Here is an 18,920-nt window from a genome sequence, read left to right on the forward strand (position 1 = left end):
AGGTTTTTTGTTGGTTTTTATCCCGAACTCATGTTATTTAGTAATGCGTTTTAGCGCTATGGACCATGGATTTCATTAGCTAATATTCTTTACGAAACACCTCGAATGGCTTAAATAATGACTTTAAAACGTTTAGTCATTATGATATCGTTGAGTAAAACGTTGAAGCACATGTAAATTTTTGTGCATATAGGTTACGCCTTTTATCAGAATATGAACATGGGGAAATATAAAAAGCACTTACTTTATACTGTAAGTGCTTGATTTTCAGATCAAAAACGCTTTTTTAAGCAAATGGAGAAAGTTCAAAAATCATGGTAATTCAGGATTTGCTTGAAACATGCTTGAAACTTTTTGAATGTTCATGCAAAGAGGTTCTTTCTCTATGAAATGTTCGATTCACTTAAGGGCTGCAAAAAGGCTCGAGATCATTTTTTGTTTCAGTGCGGTCGCTATTAATATCTCTATATGGTTAGTTATAAAATATGTCAATGGGAATGTAGGGGGTCTAATACTTAACTCCCTTAATCTTCTCCGGCTCCAAAATTGAAATAGCGCTTCCGTTTATCTCTATCCATTTATCCTTTTTAAACTCAGATAGTATTCTGATGACCGACTCTGTAGCTGTGCCAACCATTCCTGCCAGGTCTGCCCTCGAAACATCGACTGTTACACTTTTTTGGTCTCCTTGATATGTTTCGTATAGTTTCATTAGAGAATCAGCGGTGCGCTTACGAACCGTGTTGTAAGCCATTTCCATAAGCTCTTTTTCTCGTTGGGACAGGTTGTTTGAAAGCATCTTGATAAACTGACCCGATACCTCCCGGTTTTTGAAGATTAGCTCCTGAAAGTCATCTTTAGGGATCAGCATCATTTCCGTATCATCCAATGCTTCCGCGAATTCCGTTCTGGCAGTATCCTGTATGATGGATTGCTCCCCCAGAAAATCACCCTCTTTACGAAGGTCGTGGATGAACTCTTTACCATCTTTATTTATGTGATAGGTCTTAACCTTACCTTTTAATATTTTGTAAACGAAATTCCCATAATCTCCCTCACGATAGATAATCTCTTTCCTTTTGAAGGTCTGAACCTTTCGCTCTTTTTCCAGGTCTTGAATGTTTTGATACTTAGCTGCATGTTCAACCAACTGGTCCATACCAGAAATGCTGGAGAGTTCTTCATATTTCTTTAGCCTACGCTCAATGGCTCCTAAAAGCTCCATTTCTTCGAAGGGCTTAGTGATGTAATCATCAGCCCCCATATTCATTCCCTTTCTGAAGTCCGATTTCTCCGCCTTGGCAGTCAGGAAAATAAAAGGAAGGGAAGCCGTCTCCGGATTTTTGGAAAGGAGATACAATACCTCATAACCATCCATTTCCGGCATCATGATGTCACAGAGAATCAGGTCGGGGGGAGAAGCTAAAGCTGATTTTACGCCTTCTTTTCCATTTGGAGCAGAGTAAACAGTGTAATTGGAGAGTTCCAATAATTCTACAATATTCTCTCGGACATCATCCTGATCTTCGATTACTAGTATCCTGTGCTTGCTCATATTCTCCGGTTATTTCTGAACACCTCCAAATTACTAAAAGGCTGATGATAATCATCGGAAAGGCTAAGTTAACTCATGAGATACCGTTTTAATATCAGATTACTTTGGACGAAAAGATACAAAAATGAATTACTGGTTGTTTATTTCTTTAGTCGCAGCAGCAGTGGCTGTGTATGGTATGATTGATGTTCTAAGGGCACGTACCTCGAACAATAAAAAAATGTTATGGTTCGCTATAATCGTATTGCTTCCCCTGGTTGGACCATTAAGTTACTTCTTCAGGAAACGGTCTATTGTGGAAGTTGGTGGAAAGGAAGCGAAAGGGTAAATGTACTTCCTTCGCCTTCTGAACTTTTGAATGAAATTTGCCCATTTAACAGGTCCGTATATTTCTTTACAATGTTCAATCCAAGACCAGTACCCTGGATATTGGTTGCATTGGTAGCTCTGAAAAAGCGATCGAACATTTTTGACTGATCTGTTTCCGGAATACCAATGCCATGATCTATTATATGAACATTAAGTTGATCTCCTGACTCAATATTTACTTCAATTTCGTCTCCTTCATTGGAATACTTACTTGCATTGGAGATCAAGTTGAAAAGTATATTTTTTAATATGTGATCATCAGCTTGTATGCCTGGAGCTTCTCCGTTTAATATAATCTTTTGATCTTTTTTTAGGTTCTCACTCATTTCCTCAATCACTTCTTTGAGAAGTCCATCGACATCCACTTCGTGGAAAGAGGCTTTTTGCGCACCACTTTCCAGCTTTTCCAGCGAGAGGAAATCATTGAGGATGTTGGTCAGGTTTTGGACGCTTTTTCGTATGCGATTGATGTGTTTTTCCCTTGCTTCCTGCTGGTCCGATTCGGTGTATTTTGCAATCAGGTTGGCTGATGAAAGAACAGTTGTCAGAGGTGTTCGAAATTCATGGCTGGCCATTGATACAAAACGGGATTTTAGCTCACCCAGTTCTTTTTCTTTCTCAAGAGATTTTAAGATTTCCTGCTCCGCTTTTTTAAGGTCTTCCAGGCTTTGCTTCAAGGCTTCTTCAGCTAGCTTCCGTTCCTGAATCTGGCTTTGAAGTCCAAGGTTCATGTGTTCCAGCTCACTGGTTCTAGCCTTTACTTTCTGTTCAAGTTCGGAGGTGTATTCTTCCAGCTTTTTTCGTTGCTCCTCTAACTTCTTTTCGTTTTCTTTTCGAACTGATATATCGGTGATAAATGCAACAACAAGCTTCTCCTCTCCATACTGCATATAGCTGAGACTTATTTCCAAGGGAAACATGGTGCCATCTTTTCTAAGACCAGCCAGATCTCTCCCCACACCCATTCTGCGTGGTTCTGGGTGATCGATGTACTTTTTTCGGTCTTCAACGTGTTTTTTCTGTGAATTTCTGGGAACGAATTTTTCCACTTTTTGGCCTAGCACTTCTCCTTCATCATATCCGAACATCTCTCTTGCTCTCGGGTTAGCCATGACAACTTCTCCCTCTTGATTGAAAAGCATGATGCCTTCACCAGAACTCTCAAACAGGCTCTTGAGAAGCTCTAGTCCTTCATTTGAGACAATCTCCTGACTACCGAGTTTTATCTTATTCATTCCTGCTAAGTAAGCCTATCAGTAGCAATGTGACAAAATTCAATGTTAGCATTGACGAATATCAACTTCAAGGTTTTGTAAGCTCTCTAGTTTTGAATCTCAAATAAACTGCGAGTGATCACGAGTATATTAATCCCTACAGATTTTTCTCCTGCTTCCTGGAATGCTACACAGGTAGGAATAGAGCTATATCAGCATTACAAAGAAGCTTCCATTTCTTTCTTGCACGTTTATCCCGATTCCTCAAGGTACTCAGGAAAGGAATTACCAAATGTTACAGAAAGTCAGTTGCAACAGTTCAAAGAACGAATGAATCACCTATCTCAAAATTTGATTGACTTTTCTGATGACAAAATTCAGAATGTAGTGCTCACAGGAAATGTGGAGAAAACCATACTTCAGTTTATCAAAGATCACAAATTCGACTTGGTGATCGTTGGGATTAATAGCAACGGGTCAACAAATGAAATTGGCAGTCATACCGTCAAAGTCATCAGGGAAAGTGGTGTGCCGGTGATGATCGTACCTAATCGCACATCGCATGGAGCTATTGCAAGCTGAGGATATCAAGTGTGAACACTGTGGGGATCCGTGTGATGATTCAATACAAGCTAGTGATCATCATTTTTGCTGCTACGGCTGCAGGGCAGTGTATGAATTGCTGGATCAAAGCAACCTAAATCAGCACTATTCGGAAACGTCAAAGGAAAACAAATCATTATCTGAGCTAAAAGCCGAACGTAAATTCGCCTTTCTGGATAATGAGGATTTTAAAAGTCAGCTACTGAGATTCAAGAGTGATGAGGTATCAGTAGTGAAGTGGTTTCTTCCGGGCATCCATTGTAGCTCATGCATTTATTTGCTTGAGCATTTACCAAAACTGGATGGAGCAGTTGTGCGATCTGAAGTGAATTTTGTGAAACGAGAGGTAGTAATCACGTTTGATCATCATCAAAAGTCATTAAAGAACCTCGCAGTACTCCTTTCACAATTAGGCTATGCGCCTGGGATTACACTTGATAGTCTGGATAAGACCAAGAAACAGGTGATTAAGTCCAGCATCGGTACAAAGATCGCTGTAGCCGGATTCTGTTTTGGTAATGCCATGCTTATGAGCATGCCCGAATATCTGGATAGCAATTTTTTATTGACCAATGATTTTAAATCCGTTTTCAACTGGATCAATTTAGCACTTTCATTCCCTGTTCTATTATATTCAGCTAGCGACTATTTCAGCAAAGCATGGAAAGGAATTCGATTTGGGAATCTGAATATTGATGTGCCAATTGCATTGGGAATTCTTACACTCTTTGGGAGGAGTGCTTATGAAATTATATCCGGAATAGGTACAGGATATGTAGATTCATTGGCTGGTCTGGTGTTCTTTCTGTTGATAGGAAAATGGTATCAGGGAAAAACGTATCAGGCACTTTCCTTTGATCGTGATTTTACTTCTTATTTTCCGGTTTCAGTTACCTGTACGGTTGACGGAGAGGAGATACAACGATCATTGAAAGATTTGAAAAAAGGGGATGTAGTTGTCATTCATAATGATGAGTTGATCCCGGCTGATGGAATGATCAGGACTGGTAAAGGAAACATAGATTACAGTTTTGTGACAGGGGAGTCCCGACCGGAATTCAAGGAGCCTGGACAAAAGGTATTCGCCGGAGGAAGACAAAAGGGAGGTGAGCTGGTCATCGAGCTGAGAGAGACCGTCAATAACAGCGAATTGACCAGTGTTTGGAATACAAACGCTTCAAGTGAAAATGTGAAAGCCAACCTGCATAACTGGGTGGATAAAATCAGTAAGTACTTCACCATGACCATCATTTTGCTAGCTGTCTATACAGCAGTTTTTTGGTGGATTAATGATCCGACGCTCATCTGGAACTCGGTAACGGCTGTTTTGATTGTGGCATGCCCTTGTGCCCTTGCGCTTGTGTTGCCATTCTCATACGGTCATGCTATGCGCAAACTGGGAAAACTAGGACTATACCTTAGAAATGCAGAGGTGATTGAATCGATGGCAAAAGTAGATGCGATCGTTTTTGATAAGACTGGAACCCTTACGATGACAGAGGCAGGAATTGATTATTCGGGCGATGTGATTGATGGGAGAGAAATGGTTTGCCTTAAATCGGCAATCGCTAACTCGGCGCATCCATTGAGCAGAATCATTCATCGAGAATTGCCCCAAAGTGAGAAACGTCCAATCAGTCAATTTGAAGAAATAACTGGAAAAGGGTTTGTGGCGAATGTGGATGGGGTGATGGTCAAGGTTGGTTCGGCAGAGTTCCTGGATTTAGCTAGCAATGATTCCGGCATCAATGAGTCAAGAGTATATGTATTGGTGGGATGTAAAAAAGGTTTTTTCACCATAAGGTCAAATTATCGGAAAGGCGTTTTTGAAATGCTCAAAGACCTGAAAAACAAGTACCTGTTGAGTTTGTTATCCGGAGATAATTCAGCTGAGAAGGATCATCTTGAGCCATATTTTAATGATGTTTTTTTCAATCAAAAACCAATGGATAAGTTGGCATACCTGAAAAGGAGTGATAAGCATCAGCTGATGGTAGGAGACGGGCTAAATGATGCCGGAGCACTCAATGAGGCATCAGTTGGTATCGCCATTTCTGAAGATATTCACCAGTTTTCACCTGCTTGTGATGCCATTCTTGCTTCTGAGAAAGTGACCTCCATTCCGAATATTTTGAAATTTTCGAAGCAAGTCATAAATGTTGTATTCATCGCTTTTGCAATCTCATTTCTTTACAACATTGTCGGACTTTCTTTTGCTATGTCAGGGCATTTAACTCCACTGATTTCAGCAATCCTGATGCCTGTCAGTTCAGTCACAGTTGTTGGATTTGTAACACTTATGGTAGGTTGGATTGGAAGGAAGCTGACCTATTAAGCTGACTGATTGATTGCCTGCTCCAGCATATGTTTTGGGATGGCTCCAGACTGACGCCAAACTTGCTTTCCTTGTTTGAAGAGAATGAATGTAGGAACACCGCGCACGTTATATTTCTGAGCGGCTGCCTGATTCTTATCAATGTCCACCTTGATGATTCTGGCCTTACTCCCATTCTCAGATTTCAATTCTTCCAGGATAGGAGCCATTGTGTGACAGGGTCCGCACCAAGTGGCGTGAAAGTCAACCAGCACAGGTTGATCACCATTAATTAATTCATTGAATTTTGACATGGTTCATGATTTCATCTTTAAACATGATCATAGAGTGTAAAAGTTTCCAGATAGTCCGGAATGGTTACATTCCAGCCTTTCCCCTCAATACGTTGTTTCAGGATATAGGATTGTTCTTTTTCTCCGTGAATCAAAAAGGTCATTTTAGGAGCCTTCTTTATGTGCCCGGACCATTCCATTAATTCATCCTGATCTGCATGTGCCGACAGGCCATCCAACACATGAACCCTTGCTCTTACATCCACGTCTTCTCCAAATATTTTGACTTTAGGTTCTTCATTGGCAATGTCTTTTCCCCGGGTTCCTTCCGGCAAGAATCCGGTGAATAGTATCGTGTCCTGCTTATTTGGAAGCCGATGATATAAATGATGTAAGATGCGACCTCCGGTGGCCATCCCACTTGCTGAAATGATGATTGCCCGATCTTTAATGGTGTTCAAAACCTTGGATTTACTTTGCTCGGTTACATAGTGTACGAATGGTGCATCAAAAATGTGATGACCAAATTCACTATCGCTTTCCAGTCTATGATAGCTTGTGAACTGTTTATACAGGCGTGTCACACTGATTGCCATTGGACTATCCACATAAATCGGTCTTGACCTCATGTTCTGGAAGATTTTCCAGAGATAATACAAGACAAGCTGTGTTCTTCCTAGTGAGAATGCCGGGATGAGTATGCAGCCTCCAAGCTTATCACTCTCCATGATCAATTGCCGAAGTTCAGCTTCCAGGTTTTGATCTTTGTGATTCCGTGCCCCGTAGGTTGATTCCATGAACAATATATCGGCATCAGGTGGGTTTGAAGGTGCTACATGAAGCGGACTGTGCATAGGGCCTAGATCACCAGAGAAAACCAATTTTTTTGTTCCCTGACTCGTATAGATTTTGACCTCAATACTTGCTGCACCCAGTATATGGCCGGCATGGAAGAATCTTACTTCAATTTGATCATGAATTCGAAATGTCTTTTCAAAAGGATGTGATTTGAATGAATGCATGACATCCAGTGCATCCTCTACTTTGTAAAGAGGTTTGGCCGGATTGTGTTTACTGTATCCTTTTCTATTAGCAAACTCTGCTTCTTCTTCCTGAAGTTTGGCACTGTCCGTTAAAAGTATCTCTGCTAATTCCCTGGTGGGTTCGGTGCAATGAATTTTGCCTCCAAAACCATTTTTAAATAGAAGCGGAAGGTACCCTGAGTGGTCGATATGAGCGTGGGTCAGCAGGACTGTATCGATAGAGTCAGGATCGATCGGCAGATCATCCCAGTTTCTAAGCCTAAGCTCTTTTAGTCCCTGAAAAAGCCCACAATCAATCAGGAGGTTGAAATCATCAATCATCAAAAGGAACTTGGAACCGGTTACCGATCCGGCCCCACCCAGAAACTTTATGCGTATATCCACGGGATGAAGTTAGTGAATAATAACAGACTATTTTAGGAGATAAACATGATCATAATCCGCTTCTGAACTGACTAAAATCAGCCAAGATTCAGAGCAAATGAATGTGCTTTGTACATAAAAATTAAACCCTCTATTTTTATGGAATCTCATATATACAATGTGGATATCAATTGGAACGCTGACCGAAAAGGAGTGATGTGTTCGCCGGAGTTGAACAAGGATGCCAATAGCTGCATCGATGTAGCTACTCCGCCGGAGTTCCCGAAAGGGATACCTGGAATCTGGTCTCCTGAGCATCTATTTACAGCTTCTGTGAGTAGCTGTTTGATGACGACCTTCCTGGCAATTGCTGAAAATTCAAACCTGGAATTTGAAAGCTTTAACTGTAAGTCTAAAGGGAAGCTGGAAAAAGTGGATGGCCGTTACCTGATGACCCAAATTATCCTGGAACCTAAGGTGGTGATTTTGAATGAAAAAGATAGGGGTAGAGCAGAGCGGGTTTTGGAAAAATCAGAAAAAGCTTGTTTGATTTCTAATTCAATTAAATCCGAGGTGATCATGACACCAAATATTGAGGTGTTGGAAGTGGCTGAGTAGGGAAATGAGGGTTCATATAAGAGGAATCTTAGTTAGCCCTCATTCTTTGACTTATCTAATAAAGCCCAGGTAAATAAACACTAAGCCAAAAAGAACAATCGCAATGGTAAGTCCTTTCCCTTTACGTACTTGTAATATGCCTTTAAACATGTCAAGGAAGGTGGGGAACATGATTAGAATAACTCCTTTTATCAAAGCGATCCACCCTATGAGGGTTATAACCACTCGCCAATCATTGACCCAAAGATTGTGATAGGTGACCAGTGCCATTCCCCCAACAATTGCCATAAATCCTCCGAGTAGTGCATAACCGGGGCTCTCTAATATCTTTCTAAAAGCCAAAATGTAAGTCTCCCGAAAAAGAAAAAGCCCGATACCGACTGTGACATACATGACACCTAAGGTACGGGCTATAAAAATCGATAGTTCCATGATCATTTTATTTAGTTACTCTAAAGTGACCAAACTCAATGATCTAAAATATGAGCTCTGTCATGTGCTCACATGACCTTTCATTCTTTTACAACAACTCTTTTTCCAACGCGATAGCTTTTGGGAAAAGGATATTATTCTCAAGATGAATATGTCGATGTAAATCTTCTTCAAACTCTCGTAGCATGGCATAGCTCACACGATAGGTATTGCATGCATGTACGGGAGGTGCGTAGTTATTGCTCAACTCAGCAATTTCCCTAAATCGATCCCCTTCAGTCGCATGTTCATGACGCATCATGTTGATTGGGTTTTCAGCCGATCCAAAGTGTGGGGGATTCAGCCGCTCTCCGGTCTCTTTGGCTTTCATCATTTTCTTAATGAAGGGAAACAAGATCATCTCTTCCTTTTTCATGTGCATGGCCAATTCACCTGCTGACGCTTCGAATAGCTCGTGGATTTTCACTACTTCAGGATTGTGCTCTCCATGCACCACCGCCACTTTTTTAAGGTAGGTTTTGAGCTCAGGTAGTTTTTTCTCAACATAGGTATGATGTGTTTCCACAATGTAATCCGCCAGCTCATCAGGAGCCATATCCCTCGGGTGGTCTGTCGGGATGTCTTTGCCACGGGTCACTTCTTCAAGTGCTCCCAATACCTCATTCTCATCGATTTTCTTGAGTGCGCATGCTTCACCAATTGTGCGATCACCATTGCAGCAGAAGTCTATGTTTCTTTCTTTAAATACAGTGGCTGTGCGGTAATCTTCCGCTACCAACTCTCCGATAATTTGTTTAGCTGTTATTGACATATTGATTTGATTTATAAAGTTCTTGATCTAAAAAGCTGAAGTCCGTATGCAAACAATCCGCAAACTTTGATGACTTCTGCAACCACGTAGTAAACATGCAGATTAGACGACATGGGTGGGTGATTGAGCATGTATAATTCGGCTCTCGCATCCAGTGCCGGGAGCAGCCATACGGATTGGGTAAACAGGATAAGAAGTGGAAGCATCAAAATCTTAGAAGCGGTCGTCTTGATTTCCTCATCTGAAATGATACTAATCAGTAAAGAAAATGCGAACACAATCTCTACCTTATTGAGCGCTCCAAAAACCAGTCTCCCAATCCCCAATCCCAGCGATAATGTAATGCCGGGTGCCTGGAACTTCAGCCAGGCTTCCATGAAGCTGATGGCACAGACAAATCCAATCCAAAGGAATACGACACTGATCCGTAGCGGGCTCTTCACCACCGCCTCATTCATTGTGGTTGCTTTCATGCTGCAATGATCTGCAGGTAGGCAGAATCAAAGAATGAGCATCGTCTTATCGAAGCATGATATTAGTCAGGTTGAAGGAGGGCGAAGAGTTATTTGAAGGCTTTATCCAGTCATTTCGAATGAAGTGAGAATTTTTTAAAGGACTAAGGAGTTACTAAGAACTATCCTGGTAGTTCAATCTTCCCAGAAACCAGTTGCTTAATTATTTCCTTTTTTGCCTCGTGATAAAGTTCATGAAGTAACTTCAATCCATACTTCCTCGCTTTGGCGTAAACTTTTGACAAAGCTTCAACAACTTTTCTTTTAGTTAGCTTAGTTTGGTTTTCTTTAATATTTTTCAAATCACTTTTTATTAATTCAATTTCAGAATTACTTGGGTAAGATTCTAATAATTGAAGTGATTGCTCCAGATACTTATCAAGCCACATTTGTGTGTTAAGATCATAACTATTTTCATCAGCGTCAGGATCAATAATTTCAAAGTCGCTATAAAATTCCTTTTGATATTGATTTAATAACGGATCATCAAAAAAAGTCATTGACCGGTATCCATCCAGATTGCTAATCCATTTTTTAAAATAGTCTGCTATTTGAGTCACCTGCAAATCAGCACTCCATTCTGATGGGTCATTTTCACCTTTTGGTTTAATGTTAACCTGAAGGAGTAATGTGTTTCCGTTTTTTTTATGTGATTTTATCTCGAAGTGATGCTTTGGATCCTCATGGTTGTCTTCAAAACAAAATAGAAACCCATCCTTGTCTTTAATTCGAAATAGATCAGATTTCTTATTAGCTATTGGTTCAATAGCTTTCAGAATGGATAATGGCAAATCTCTTTTATCAATCGGCATCTTTAAACAGTTAATGTGAATTTAAATAAAATGGTTTTTTAAATGATAGGTTGCTTTAATTTCCATGTCCGGCTGATAAAAATCATATCCTTCACTAACACCCCTCATTAGCTACCCTGCATCACTCTGCTAATCTTGTCACTGGATTATGAGTGTCATATTTATTCTCATCGCATGTAGCCTGTTATTGGCAGGCAGCTTCCTCGGAGCATTCCTCTGGGCTTCCCGCTCAGGGCAGTTTGAGGATGACTATACACCCTCTGTCCGCATCCTTTTTGAGGATGAGGGACCTTCGGTCTCTTCCAAAAGTATTAGTAATAAACCTAGTGACCAATGTCAGAAAACAACCAAAAAGTAGGTCTGGAGACCTTCCATTATGACAACACCACGGTTCGAAACTTCCTAATTGCCACCACGGTATTCGGAATTATCGGTATGTCGGTGGGACTTCTTGTTGCATGCCAGTTTGTGTGGCCGGAAGCCAACTTCGGATTACAATATACCACCTTCGGGCGAGTAAGACCACTGCACACCAATGCGGTGATTTTTGCTTTTGTGGGGAACGGAATTTTTGCGGGCGTGTACTACTCCCTTCAGCGATTGTGCAAAGCACGGATGTATAGTGACCTGCTCAGCAAGATTCATTTCTGGGGCTGGCAGTTGATCATTCTTTCGGCAGCTATTACGCTTCCTTTGGGCTTTACTTCGGGAAAGGAATACGCAGAATTAGAATGGCCAATTGATATCGCATTTGCCTTGATTTGGGTGGTGTTCGGTCTCAATATGTTTATGACCATCGTCAAGCGAAGAGAACGTCACTTGTATGTAGCTATTTGGTTCTACATCGCCACTTTCGTAACGGTAGCCATGCTACACATTGTCAACTCATTTGAGTTGCCAATTGACTTCATGAAGAGTTACTCCTGGTATGCCGGAGTGCAGGATGCATTGGTGCAGTGGTGGTATGGCCATAATGCGGTTGCATTCTTCCTGACCACTCCATACCTGGGTTTGATGTATTACTTCATCCCGAAAGCATCCGGTCGTCCGATCTACTCATATCGTCTTTCAATCATTCACTTCTGGGCATTGATATTCATTTATATCTGGGCTGGTCCACACCACCTGTTATATAATGCTTTACCTGACTGGGCCCAGTCACTGGGTGTAGTTTTCTCAGTGATGTTAATCGCTCCATCCTGGGGTGGTATGCTGAATGGTCTCTTGACGCTAAGAGGAGCATGGGATAAAGTACGTGAAGATGCTATTCTGAAATTCATGGTGGTGGCAATTACCTGCTATGGTATGGCCACTTTCGAAGGGCCACTATTATCACTTAAGAACGTGAATGCCATCGGTCACTTTACGGACTGGATTGTCGCTCATGTGCACGTGGGTGGTCTAGGATGGAATGGATTTCTGACGTTCGCGATGCTTTATTACCTCATTCCGAAGCTATACGGAACCAAACTGCACTCACAGAAATTGGCAAATGTCCATTTCTGGATTGGGACCATGGGTATCTTATTCTATGCGATCCCAATGTACTGGGCAGGGTTCACACAAAGCTTGATGTGGAAACAGTTCAACCCGGATGGTACGCTTGTATACAGCAATTTCCTTGAAACTGTGACGCAGATCATCCCGATGTATGCGCTCAGAGCATTCGGCGGTTTGCTTTATCTCAGTGGTGTGTTTGTGATGGTGTTCAACCTTGTGAAAACAGCTCGCTCGGGCAAATTCCAGCCAAGCACCGAGGCACAGGCAGCTCCATTGATGAAAGACTACAAACCTGAAAAGAGTGAGCACTGGCACAGAAGGATATTTGAATGGAAGCCGGTAAGAATGCTTGTATGGAGTTTGATCCTGGTAGCCATTGGAGGGGTGATTGAAATCGTACCAACCTTTTTAATACAAAGCAATGTGCCCACTATTTCTACTGTGAAACCATACACTGCACTGGAATTGAATGGAAGAGACATATATGTCAGGGAAGGTTGCTATACCTGTCACTCCCAAATGATTCGCCCCTTCCGCTCGGAGGTGATGCGATATGACCCTGTGGATTTAGAATACTCTAAAGCGGGAGAGTTTGTCTATGATCACCCATTTCAATGGGGATCCAAGCGAACAGGACCGGACTTACATAGACTAGGAGGAAAATATCCGGATAGCTGGCACTTCTACCATATGCTGGACCCGACAAGCATGTCTCCGGGATCGATCATGCCACCATATCCATGGCTCTATGAACAGGAGTGGGATAAAGAACTAACACCGGCTAAGATTCGAGCCATGCAGACACTTGGAGTTCCGTATCCAGAGGGTTTTGATCAACAGGCGGTGGCAGATGCCGAAAATCAGGCTGCATTGATTTCCAAAGGACTGGAGCTGGAAGGAATAAAAATGAGCAGTGATGCTGAAATCATCGCACTGATTGCCTACCTGCAACGGTTGGGCACTGATATTAAGAATGTGGAAGGAGTAGCTGAAGGGAACTAAAAACGTACAACTATGCTGAAATTTATCAAACATCATATGGAGACCATCGCAGGGATAGAGATCTATCCCGTGATCTCCTTCGTCATCTTCTTTGTCTTTTTTATCGCATTGATAATTTATGTTTTGAAAGTAGACAAGAAGCTTTTCAATGACATTTCAAATATTCCTTTGGACTCAAACGATACCGATCATGAAGGTGCTTAAGTATTTACTTATGACTGTAATGGCAGCTCTGCCCGGTCTTTCTTTCGGACAGGATGCTGGGCAGCAAAGCTTTTTTGAGCTATATAAGTTGGAGATCATTCTTGCACTCATTGTCTTAATATGCGTAGTTGTGGTTTCAGCCATGTTCATCCTCCTGATGGCATTAAAGGCTGTACTTCGACTTAAACGTGCCGAAATGGGCATAGTGGAAGAGGAGAAGGAATTAATTCCGGCTAAAGAAGGGGAAGAACAGGTGGGTTTCTGGAGAAAGTTCTGGAATAGAATGAATGCCTCTGTGCCGGTCTCCAAAGAACACGAAGTGGCAACCAGCCATGAGTACGATGGCATTCGAGAATTGGATAATAAACTACCACCCTGGTGGTTGTATGGTTTTTACATCTCCATCGTTTTTGCGGTCGTTTATTTGATCAATTATGAAGTGCTGGGAACAGGACCTACTCAGGAGGAGGAATTTCAAACTGAAATGATTCAGGCCGAAGAGGACCTTAAAGCATATCTCGCTTCCCTTGACAATCTGGTTGATGAAAGCAACGTGACCCTTTCCATTGAATCAGCAGACCTGGATGCAGGTAAGGCTATTTACGAACAAAACTGTTCCGTCTGCCATGCGGCAGATGGTGGTGGTGGTGTTGGTCCCAACTTTACGGATAAATATTGGCTACATGGAGGGGATATGCCTTCAATCTTCAAAACTATCAAATACGGTGTTCCGTCCAAGGGCATGATTGCATGGGAGACGCAACTTTCTCCAAAGAAAATGCAACAAGTGGCCAGCTACATCTATATGATGGAAGGACAACCTGCCGATAATCCTAAAGAGCCTCAGGGTGAACTAATTGAACGAAGCAATGAAGGTTTGGAATCAGAAGGTGATCCGACTTCCAATCCGGATTATGTAGATGATAAAGCAGACCTGGAAGAAGGTGAGTGCTGTTGATGGACAATGTTAAAGACATATATCAGGAGCAGGAGAGCGCTGAGGAAACGTTTCGAGATCACCTATCCACGGTGGATAAAGAGGGGAAACGTGTGTGGGTGTACCCCAAAAAACCGCGGGGTAAGTTCACCAACTATCGATCGTTAGTCAGTTATCTCCTGCTATTGCTACTATTTGGTGCACCATTTATTAAAATAGATGGTCAGCCTTTTCTACTCTTTAATGTTTTTGAAAGAAAGTTCATCATTTTCGGACAGGTATTCTGGCCGCAGGATTTCTTTCTGTTTGTGATTGGCATGCTGGCCTCACTGGTATTTATCATTCTCTTCACTGTAGTATTCGGTCGTATTTTCTGTGGATGGATTTGTCCGCAGACCATTTTCATGGAGGGAGTTTTTCGAAAGATAGAGTACTGGATTGAGGGGGATTACATGGCTCAGCGAAAACTGGATAAACAACCATGGGATAGAGAGAAGCTTGTTAAAAAGTCAATAAAACACGCACTTTTCATCATGGTTAGTGTGCTGATTATGCACACCTTCATGGCCTATATGGTAGGAGTGGATGAGGTTTGGAACATTATCGATGAGGGACCTGCTGAGAACACTGCTGGCTTCATCGCAATGTTCGTATTTACGGGACTATTCTATGGTGTTTTTAGTCAGATGCGAGAGCAGGTTTGTACGACTATATGCCCATACGGAAGACTGCAGGGCGTATTGTTGGACAAGCAAAGTGTGGTAGTGGCCTATGACCATGTACGAGGTGAGCAGCGGGGTAAGTTTAGGAAAGGAGAAGACCGTGAGTCAGTTGATAAAGGTGATTGCATCGATTGCAATCAGTGTGAGTACGTATGCCCGACTGGCATTGATATTCGCAACGGCACACAGCTGGAATGCGTGAACTGTACGGCATGCATCGACGCATGTGATTCAATCATGGATCGAATAGGCAAGCCACGAGGGCTGGTTCGATACGCCTCTGAAGAAAACATAGTAGAGAAAAAGCCATTTCATTTCACAGCGCGGATGAAAGCCTATTCGGGAGTTCTTATCCTTTTGGTTGGTGTGCTGATTACATTATTGCTAGTGCGTTCTGATTTTGAAACAACCATTTTGAGAACCCCCGGAATCCTATACCAAGAAAGGGAAGACGGTATGATCACGAACCTGTACCAGGTGAAAATGGTGAACAAAACCAATGACGCTATGGATGTGCGCTTTGAGCTTATTGAACCAAATGGTAGAATAGAAATGATCGGAGGTGCTATCGATTTAGTAGAGCAGGGGATAGGTGAGGGCGCTTTTTTCATCATCATGGATCCGAAAGACATTGAGAAAATGAGCACTATGGCAACCATTGGGGTGTATTCAGGTGATGAGCTGGTGGAGACGGTTGAGACTAAATTTTTGGGACCAACGAACTAGACAATTGAGAATTGATAATGAATAATTGAGGATTTTGATCGGAACAATTCCCCCTTTGAAGCGGTTCGACGCTTCGACGGTCCGACGTTTCGGGGGTGCGCCGGGTGTGCTGAAGGAGGGGGATGTTTTGAACCAAAATTTCAAATACAAAAACCGAATCGTCACTCTGAGGGAACCGAAAGAGTCCCCTTGATCGGGGAGATTCTTTCGTCTCAGGAACCTGCGGTTCGTTGAGACTCAGAATGACGGTTTTTAAATAAGAAAATATGAACTGGGGAAATAAAATAGTAGTAGCGTTTGTGCTCTTTGCAGGGTTCATTGGCTACATGGTGGTCAAGGCATTTCAGGAGGACTTTGATCTGGTCGCCGAAGACTATTATGCACAGGAAATCAATTACCAGCAAAAACTAAACAGACTTTCCAATGCTTCTGAGGAAGGAAAGGAGGTATTGGTTAGCCAAAAAGGCGGAGAAGTACACCTGACTTTCCCTGATAAGGGGACAACAGGGACAATCCATTTCTATCACCCGTCGAGGAAGATGTTTGATCGTACGTTTGATATTGATTTATCAGACAGTCAGATACAAAAGATCGATCGGTCAGAATTGATAGCCGGTAGTTATCGAGTCAACATTACCTGGCAGACAGGAGAAGAAGATTTTTATCAGCAATCCAGCATTTACATCCAATGATTGGGGCATTCATCATCGGCTTGTTTGGGAGCTTGCACTGTGTGAGCATGTGTGGTCCGGTGATGATGGCCTTTATGGGCCCCAGGCAATCTAAGACAGGTTTTGTGATGTACCATTCGGGTAGAATTCTCACTTATGTTTTGATTGGCCTGATTTTAGGACTCATTGGAGCTACGGTAGCTCTTTTCCAGCTTCAGCAAATTTTAGCATTTGTTCTGGGCTTTGGCTTGATTGTCCTTTACGGAATTCCATCAATTCGGCATCAGCTGGAGCGCTTTTACTACGAGTCAAAATTTTATCATTTTTTGAAGTCATTCCTCTCGAAGAACCTTTCCATGCGAAAGCGTTGGTTTTTGAGTGGAATCGCCAATGGCTTTTTTCCTTGTGGATTGACTTATGTCGCTGCTGCGGGTGCAGTCGCTATAGGAAACCCTCTTGAAGGAGCTTCGTTCATGGTGCTATTCGGACTTGGAACACTACCTGCACTGATAACTCTTTCATTTGCTGGAAGTGTATTTTCGCGGCGATTGAATGCTCTAATACCTAGGGCCATACCTGTCATTGCCATCATCTCCGGATCTATCCTCATCATGAGAGGTCTCTTATCAACTTTCCCCCAGTTCAATCAAATGGTTCAAGCCAATGCAGCTGGATTAATTACGGTTTGTGGACTCTAATTCTCCTCTCTGAGAAGGGTTAGGGATGGGTCCTGATATAAATCATATTCGACCCTTCCATTCATCAAACCAAACCCTTTTTCACGTCTCTAGCTTTGGGTCAAATTTTGATTTATGCAAGACCTGAAGAAATATAACCAACCTGTTCCGAGATATACAAGCTACCCAACCGTGCCATTCTGGGAGCCGGATAGCTTCACGATTGAAGGCTATGAAAAGACCCTACAATCTGCGTTCTGGGAGAGTAGCAAAGAGGTGAGCATCTATATTCACTTGCCCTTTTGTGAGAGCTTGTGTACGTATTGTGCCTGCAATACCAGGATCACTAAAAACCATCAGGTAGAAGAACCATACATTGATCATTTATTGATGGAGTGGGAGTTGTATTTGGAAAGACTTCCTGAAAAACCATTGATTAGAGAAATTCATCTGGGTGGCGGGACACCAACTTTCTTCGCTCCGGAAAACCTCAATCGATTGCTTTCGGGAATCATTGAAAAGGCTACACTCTCCAAAGAATTTCAGATGTCGTTCGAAGGGCACCCGGCCAACACCACAGCCAAACATCTGGAGACCTTACATCAGCTTGGTTTTGATCGGGTGAGCTTTGGTATACAGGATTTTGACCTGAATGTACAGAAGCTAATCAACCGTATGCAGTCATTTGAGCAAGTAAAAGCGATCACTGAGAAGGCACGTGAGATAGGATATTCCTCAGTAAACTATGATGTGGTTTATGGTTTGCCTGGGCAGACCATTGAGTCCGTCCAAAATACATTGGATCAAATCATCGCATTGAAGCCGGAACGTATTGCCTATTACAGTTATGCGCATGTCCCCGCAATGCGACCCGCACAGAAATCGTATGAGCAGCATCTGCCCGACGAGGACAATAAGTGGAAATTTATGCTGCTTGGTAAGGAGGCTTTTACGAGAGCTGGCTATGAAGAAGTGGGCATGGATCACTATGTATTGCCCGGGGATGAGTTATTGGAGGCACGTAAAAACGGAGAACTTCATAGAAACTTCATGGGATACACGCCATTTACCAGCAAGTTGTTGATTGGATTAGGGGTGAGTTCCATCAGCGATAGCTGGTCTGGGTTTGCACAAAATGAAAAAAGCATTCCAAAGTATTACGAGCTATTGGAGAAGGGAGAGTTGCCGATCATCAAAGGCCACATTCATACGAAACAGGATCTCTTTTTCAGGAAGCATATACTTAACCTGATGTGTGATTTTGAAACTGCCTGGCATGAGTCTGAATTCATGGAATATTGCATCTCCTTAAACTACGATTTACTGGATCAATTGGAGGGTGAAGATTTAATTGAATATGGTGAAACAGGCATGAAGGTGCTGCCAATGGGGCGAGAAGTAATCCGGATAATTTGTAGTGCATTGGATGCCCGTTTATGTCGATCAAATCGTACTCCACAGTTCAGTAAGGCTGTTTAATGTTGTTAAAGCAACTATCAAAACAAAGATCATATTCAGAGCTGACACTAATCATACCACACA

The 18,920-nt window shown here is 42.3% G+C and carries 20 protein-coding genes; 12 read left to right on the forward strand and 8 right to left on the reverse strand.

Annotated features, from left to right (window positions below; all coding sequences use genetic code 11):
• Window positions 1-508: 508 nt before the first annotated feature.
• Window positions 509-1,555, reverse strand: a complete 1,047-nt coding sequence (locus RIC88_RS02415; protein ID WP_350215835.1) for a response regulator — start codon at window positions 1,553-1,555, stop codon at window positions 509-511.
• A 124-nt stretch (window positions 1,556-1,679) separates the two neighbouring features.
• Between RIC88_RS02415 and RIC88_RS02420 the strand changes: the two genes are divergently transcribed.
• Window positions 1,680-1,883 carry a PLD nuclease N-terminal domain-containing protein gene (locus tag RIC88_RS02420; RefSeq protein WP_350215836.1) on the forward strand — a complete coding sequence of 68 codons (204 nt, stop codon included), beginning with the start codon at window positions 1,680-1,682 and terminating at the stop codon, window positions 1,881-1,883.
• Here RIC88_RS02420 and RIC88_RS02425 read toward each other — a convergent pair.
• A complete protein-coding gene (locus tag RIC88_RS02425; RefSeq protein ID WP_350215837.1) occupies window positions 1,846-3,159 on the reverse strand; it encodes a PAS domain-containing sensor histidine kinase in 1,314 nt (437 codons plus the stop codon). The two genes, RIC88_RS02420 and RIC88_RS02425, sit on opposite strands and share 38 nt — an antisense overlap.
• A 114-nt stretch (window positions 3,160-3,273) precedes the next feature.
• Here RIC88_RS02425 and RIC88_RS02430 point away from each other — a divergent pair, with 114 nt between their 5' ends.
• Together RIC88_RS02430 and RIC88_RS02435 are read left to right on the forward strand one after the other, a co-directional pair.
• The gene (locus tag RIC88_RS02430; RefSeq protein ID WP_350215838.1) at window positions 3,274-3,720 is read left to right on the forward strand and encodes a universal stress protein; all 447 of its coding nucleotides are present in this window, start codon (window positions 3,274-3,276) and stop codon (window positions 3,718-3,720) included.
• Complete coding sequence (locus RIC88_RS02435) at window positions 3,701-6,076, forward strand: heavy metal translocating P-type ATPase (RefSeq protein ID WP_350215839.1); 2,376 nt, start codon at window positions 3,701-3,703, stop codon at window positions 6,074-6,076. The genes RIC88_RS02430 and RIC88_RS02435 overlap by 20 nt, the downstream gene beginning before the upstream one ends.
• Here the strand turns inward: RIC88_RS02435 and trxA are convergent.
• Complete coding sequence (trxA, locus tag RIC88_RS02440) at window positions 6,073-6,369, reverse strand: thioredoxin (RefSeq protein WP_350215840.1); 297 nt, start codon at window positions 6,367-6,369, stop codon at window positions 6,073-6,075. The two genes, RIC88_RS02435 and trxA, sit on opposite strands and share 4 nt — an antisense overlap.
• 17 nt (window positions 6,370-6,386) lie before the next feature.
• The gene (locus tag RIC88_RS02445) at window positions 6,387-7,775 is read right to left on the reverse strand and encodes an MBL fold metallo-hydrolase RNA specificity domain-containing protein (protein ID WP_350215841.1); all 1,389 of its coding nucleotides are present in this window, start codon (window positions 7,773-7,775) and stop codon (window positions 6,387-6,389) included.
• Between the two features lie 138 nt (window positions 7,776-7,913).
• Between RIC88_RS02445 and RIC88_RS02450 the strand changes: the two genes are divergently transcribed.
• Complete coding sequence (locus RIC88_RS02450; protein WP_350215842.1) at window positions 7,914-8,372, forward strand: OsmC family protein; 459 nt, start codon at window positions 7,914-7,916, stop codon at window positions 8,370-8,372.
• A 51-nt stretch (window positions 8,373-8,423) separates the two neighbouring features.
• On the opposite strand, the gene RIC88_RS02455 is transcribed toward RIC88_RS02450, so the two are convergent.
• The 4 genes from RIC88_RS02455 to RIC88_RS02470 all read right to left on the reverse strand — a co-directional run bounded on the left by RIC88_RS02455 (window position 8,424) and on the right by RIC88_RS02470 (window position 10,939).
• The gene (locus RIC88_RS02455; RefSeq protein WP_350215843.1) at window positions 8,424-8,804 is read right to left on the reverse strand and encodes a hypothetical protein; all 381 of its coding nucleotides are present in this window, start codon (window positions 8,802-8,804) and stop codon (window positions 8,424-8,426) included.
• An 88-nt stretch (window positions 8,805-8,892) separates the two neighbouring features.
• A complete protein-coding gene (gene ric / locus RIC88_RS02460; protein WP_350215844.1) occupies window positions 8,893-9,615 on the reverse strand; it encodes an iron-sulfur cluster repair di-iron protein in 723 nt (240 codons plus the stop codon).
• A gap of 11 nt (window positions 9,616-9,626) precedes the next feature.
• Entirely contained in the window at window positions 9,627-10,088 is a 462-nt protein-coding gene (locus tag RIC88_RS02465) for a hypothetical protein (protein WP_350215845.1), read from the reverse strand.
• Window positions 10,089-10,249: 161 nt separating this feature from the next.
• Window positions 10,250-10,939 (reverse strand): hypothetical protein, encoded by a 690-nt coding sequence (locus RIC88_RS02470; RefSeq protein WP_350215846.1) that lies wholly within the window; start codon window positions 10,937-10,939, stop codon window positions 10,250-10,252.
• A gap of 148 nt (window positions 10,940-11,087) precedes the next feature.
• On the opposite strand from RIC88_RS02470, the gene ccoS reads away from it, so the two are divergent.
• From ccoS to hemN, 8 genes are all read left to right on the forward strand, one after another.
• A complete protein-coding gene (gene ccoS, locus RIC88_RS02475) occupies window positions 11,088-11,297 on the forward strand; it encodes a cbb3-type cytochrome oxidase assembly protein CcoS (RefSeq protein ID WP_350215847.1) in 210 nt (69 codons plus the stop codon).
• Window positions 11,273-13,441, forward strand: a complete 2,169-nt coding sequence (gene ccoN / locus RIC88_RS02480) for a cytochrome-c oxidase, cbb3-type subunit I (protein ID WP_350215848.1) — start codon at window positions 11,273-11,275, stop codon at window positions 13,439-13,441. Before ccoS ends, ccoN begins: the two co-directional genes overlap by 25 nt.
• A 12-nt stretch (window positions 13,442-13,453) precedes the next feature.
• Window positions 13,454-13,645 (forward strand): CcoQ/FixQ family Cbb3-type cytochrome c oxidase assembly chaperone, encoded by a 192-nt coding sequence (locus tag RIC88_RS02485; protein WP_350215849.1) that lies wholly within the window; start codon window positions 13,454-13,456, stop codon window positions 13,643-13,645.
• On the forward strand, window positions 13,632-14,603 hold the full coding sequence (locus RIC88_RS02490; RefSeq protein ID WP_350215850.1) for a cbb3-type cytochrome c oxidase N-terminal domain-containing protein: 972 nt from the start codon (window positions 13,632-13,634) through the stop codon (window positions 14,601-14,603). The genes RIC88_RS02485 and RIC88_RS02490 overlap by 14 nt, the downstream gene beginning before the upstream one ends.
• On the forward strand, window positions 14,603-16,030 hold the full coding sequence (gene ccoG / locus RIC88_RS02495) for a cytochrome c oxidase accessory protein CcoG (RefSeq protein ID WP_350215851.1): 1,428 nt from the start codon (window positions 14,603-14,605) through the stop codon (window positions 16,028-16,030). Before RIC88_RS02490 ends, ccoG begins: the two co-directional genes overlap by 1 nt.
• Before the next feature lie 266 nt (window positions 16,031-16,296).
• On the forward strand, window positions 16,297-16,722 hold the full coding sequence (locus RIC88_RS02500) for a FixH family protein (RefSeq protein ID WP_350215852.1): 426 nt from the start codon (window positions 16,297-16,299) through the stop codon (window positions 16,720-16,722).
• Window positions 16,719-17,399, forward strand: coding sequence for a sulfite exporter TauE/SafE family protein (locus tag RIC88_RS02505; protein WP_350215853.1), 681 nt, complete (start codon window positions 16,719-16,721; stop codon window positions 17,397-17,399). Before RIC88_RS02500 ends, RIC88_RS02505 begins: the two co-directional genes overlap by 4 nt.
• Before the next feature lie 114 nt (window positions 17,400-17,513).
• On the forward strand, window positions 17,514-18,857 hold the full coding sequence (gene hemN / locus RIC88_RS02510; protein ID WP_350215854.1) for an oxygen-independent coproporphyrinogen III oxidase: 1,344 nt from the start codon (window positions 17,514-17,516) through the stop codon (window positions 18,855-18,857).
• Window positions 18,858-18,920 lie beyond the last annotated feature (63 nt).

Origin of the sequence: Ekhidna sp., from assembly GCF_040220215.1 — a bacterium.
Lineage (GTDB): Bacteria > Bacteroidota > Bacteroidia > Cytophagales > Cyclobacteriaceae > Ekhidna.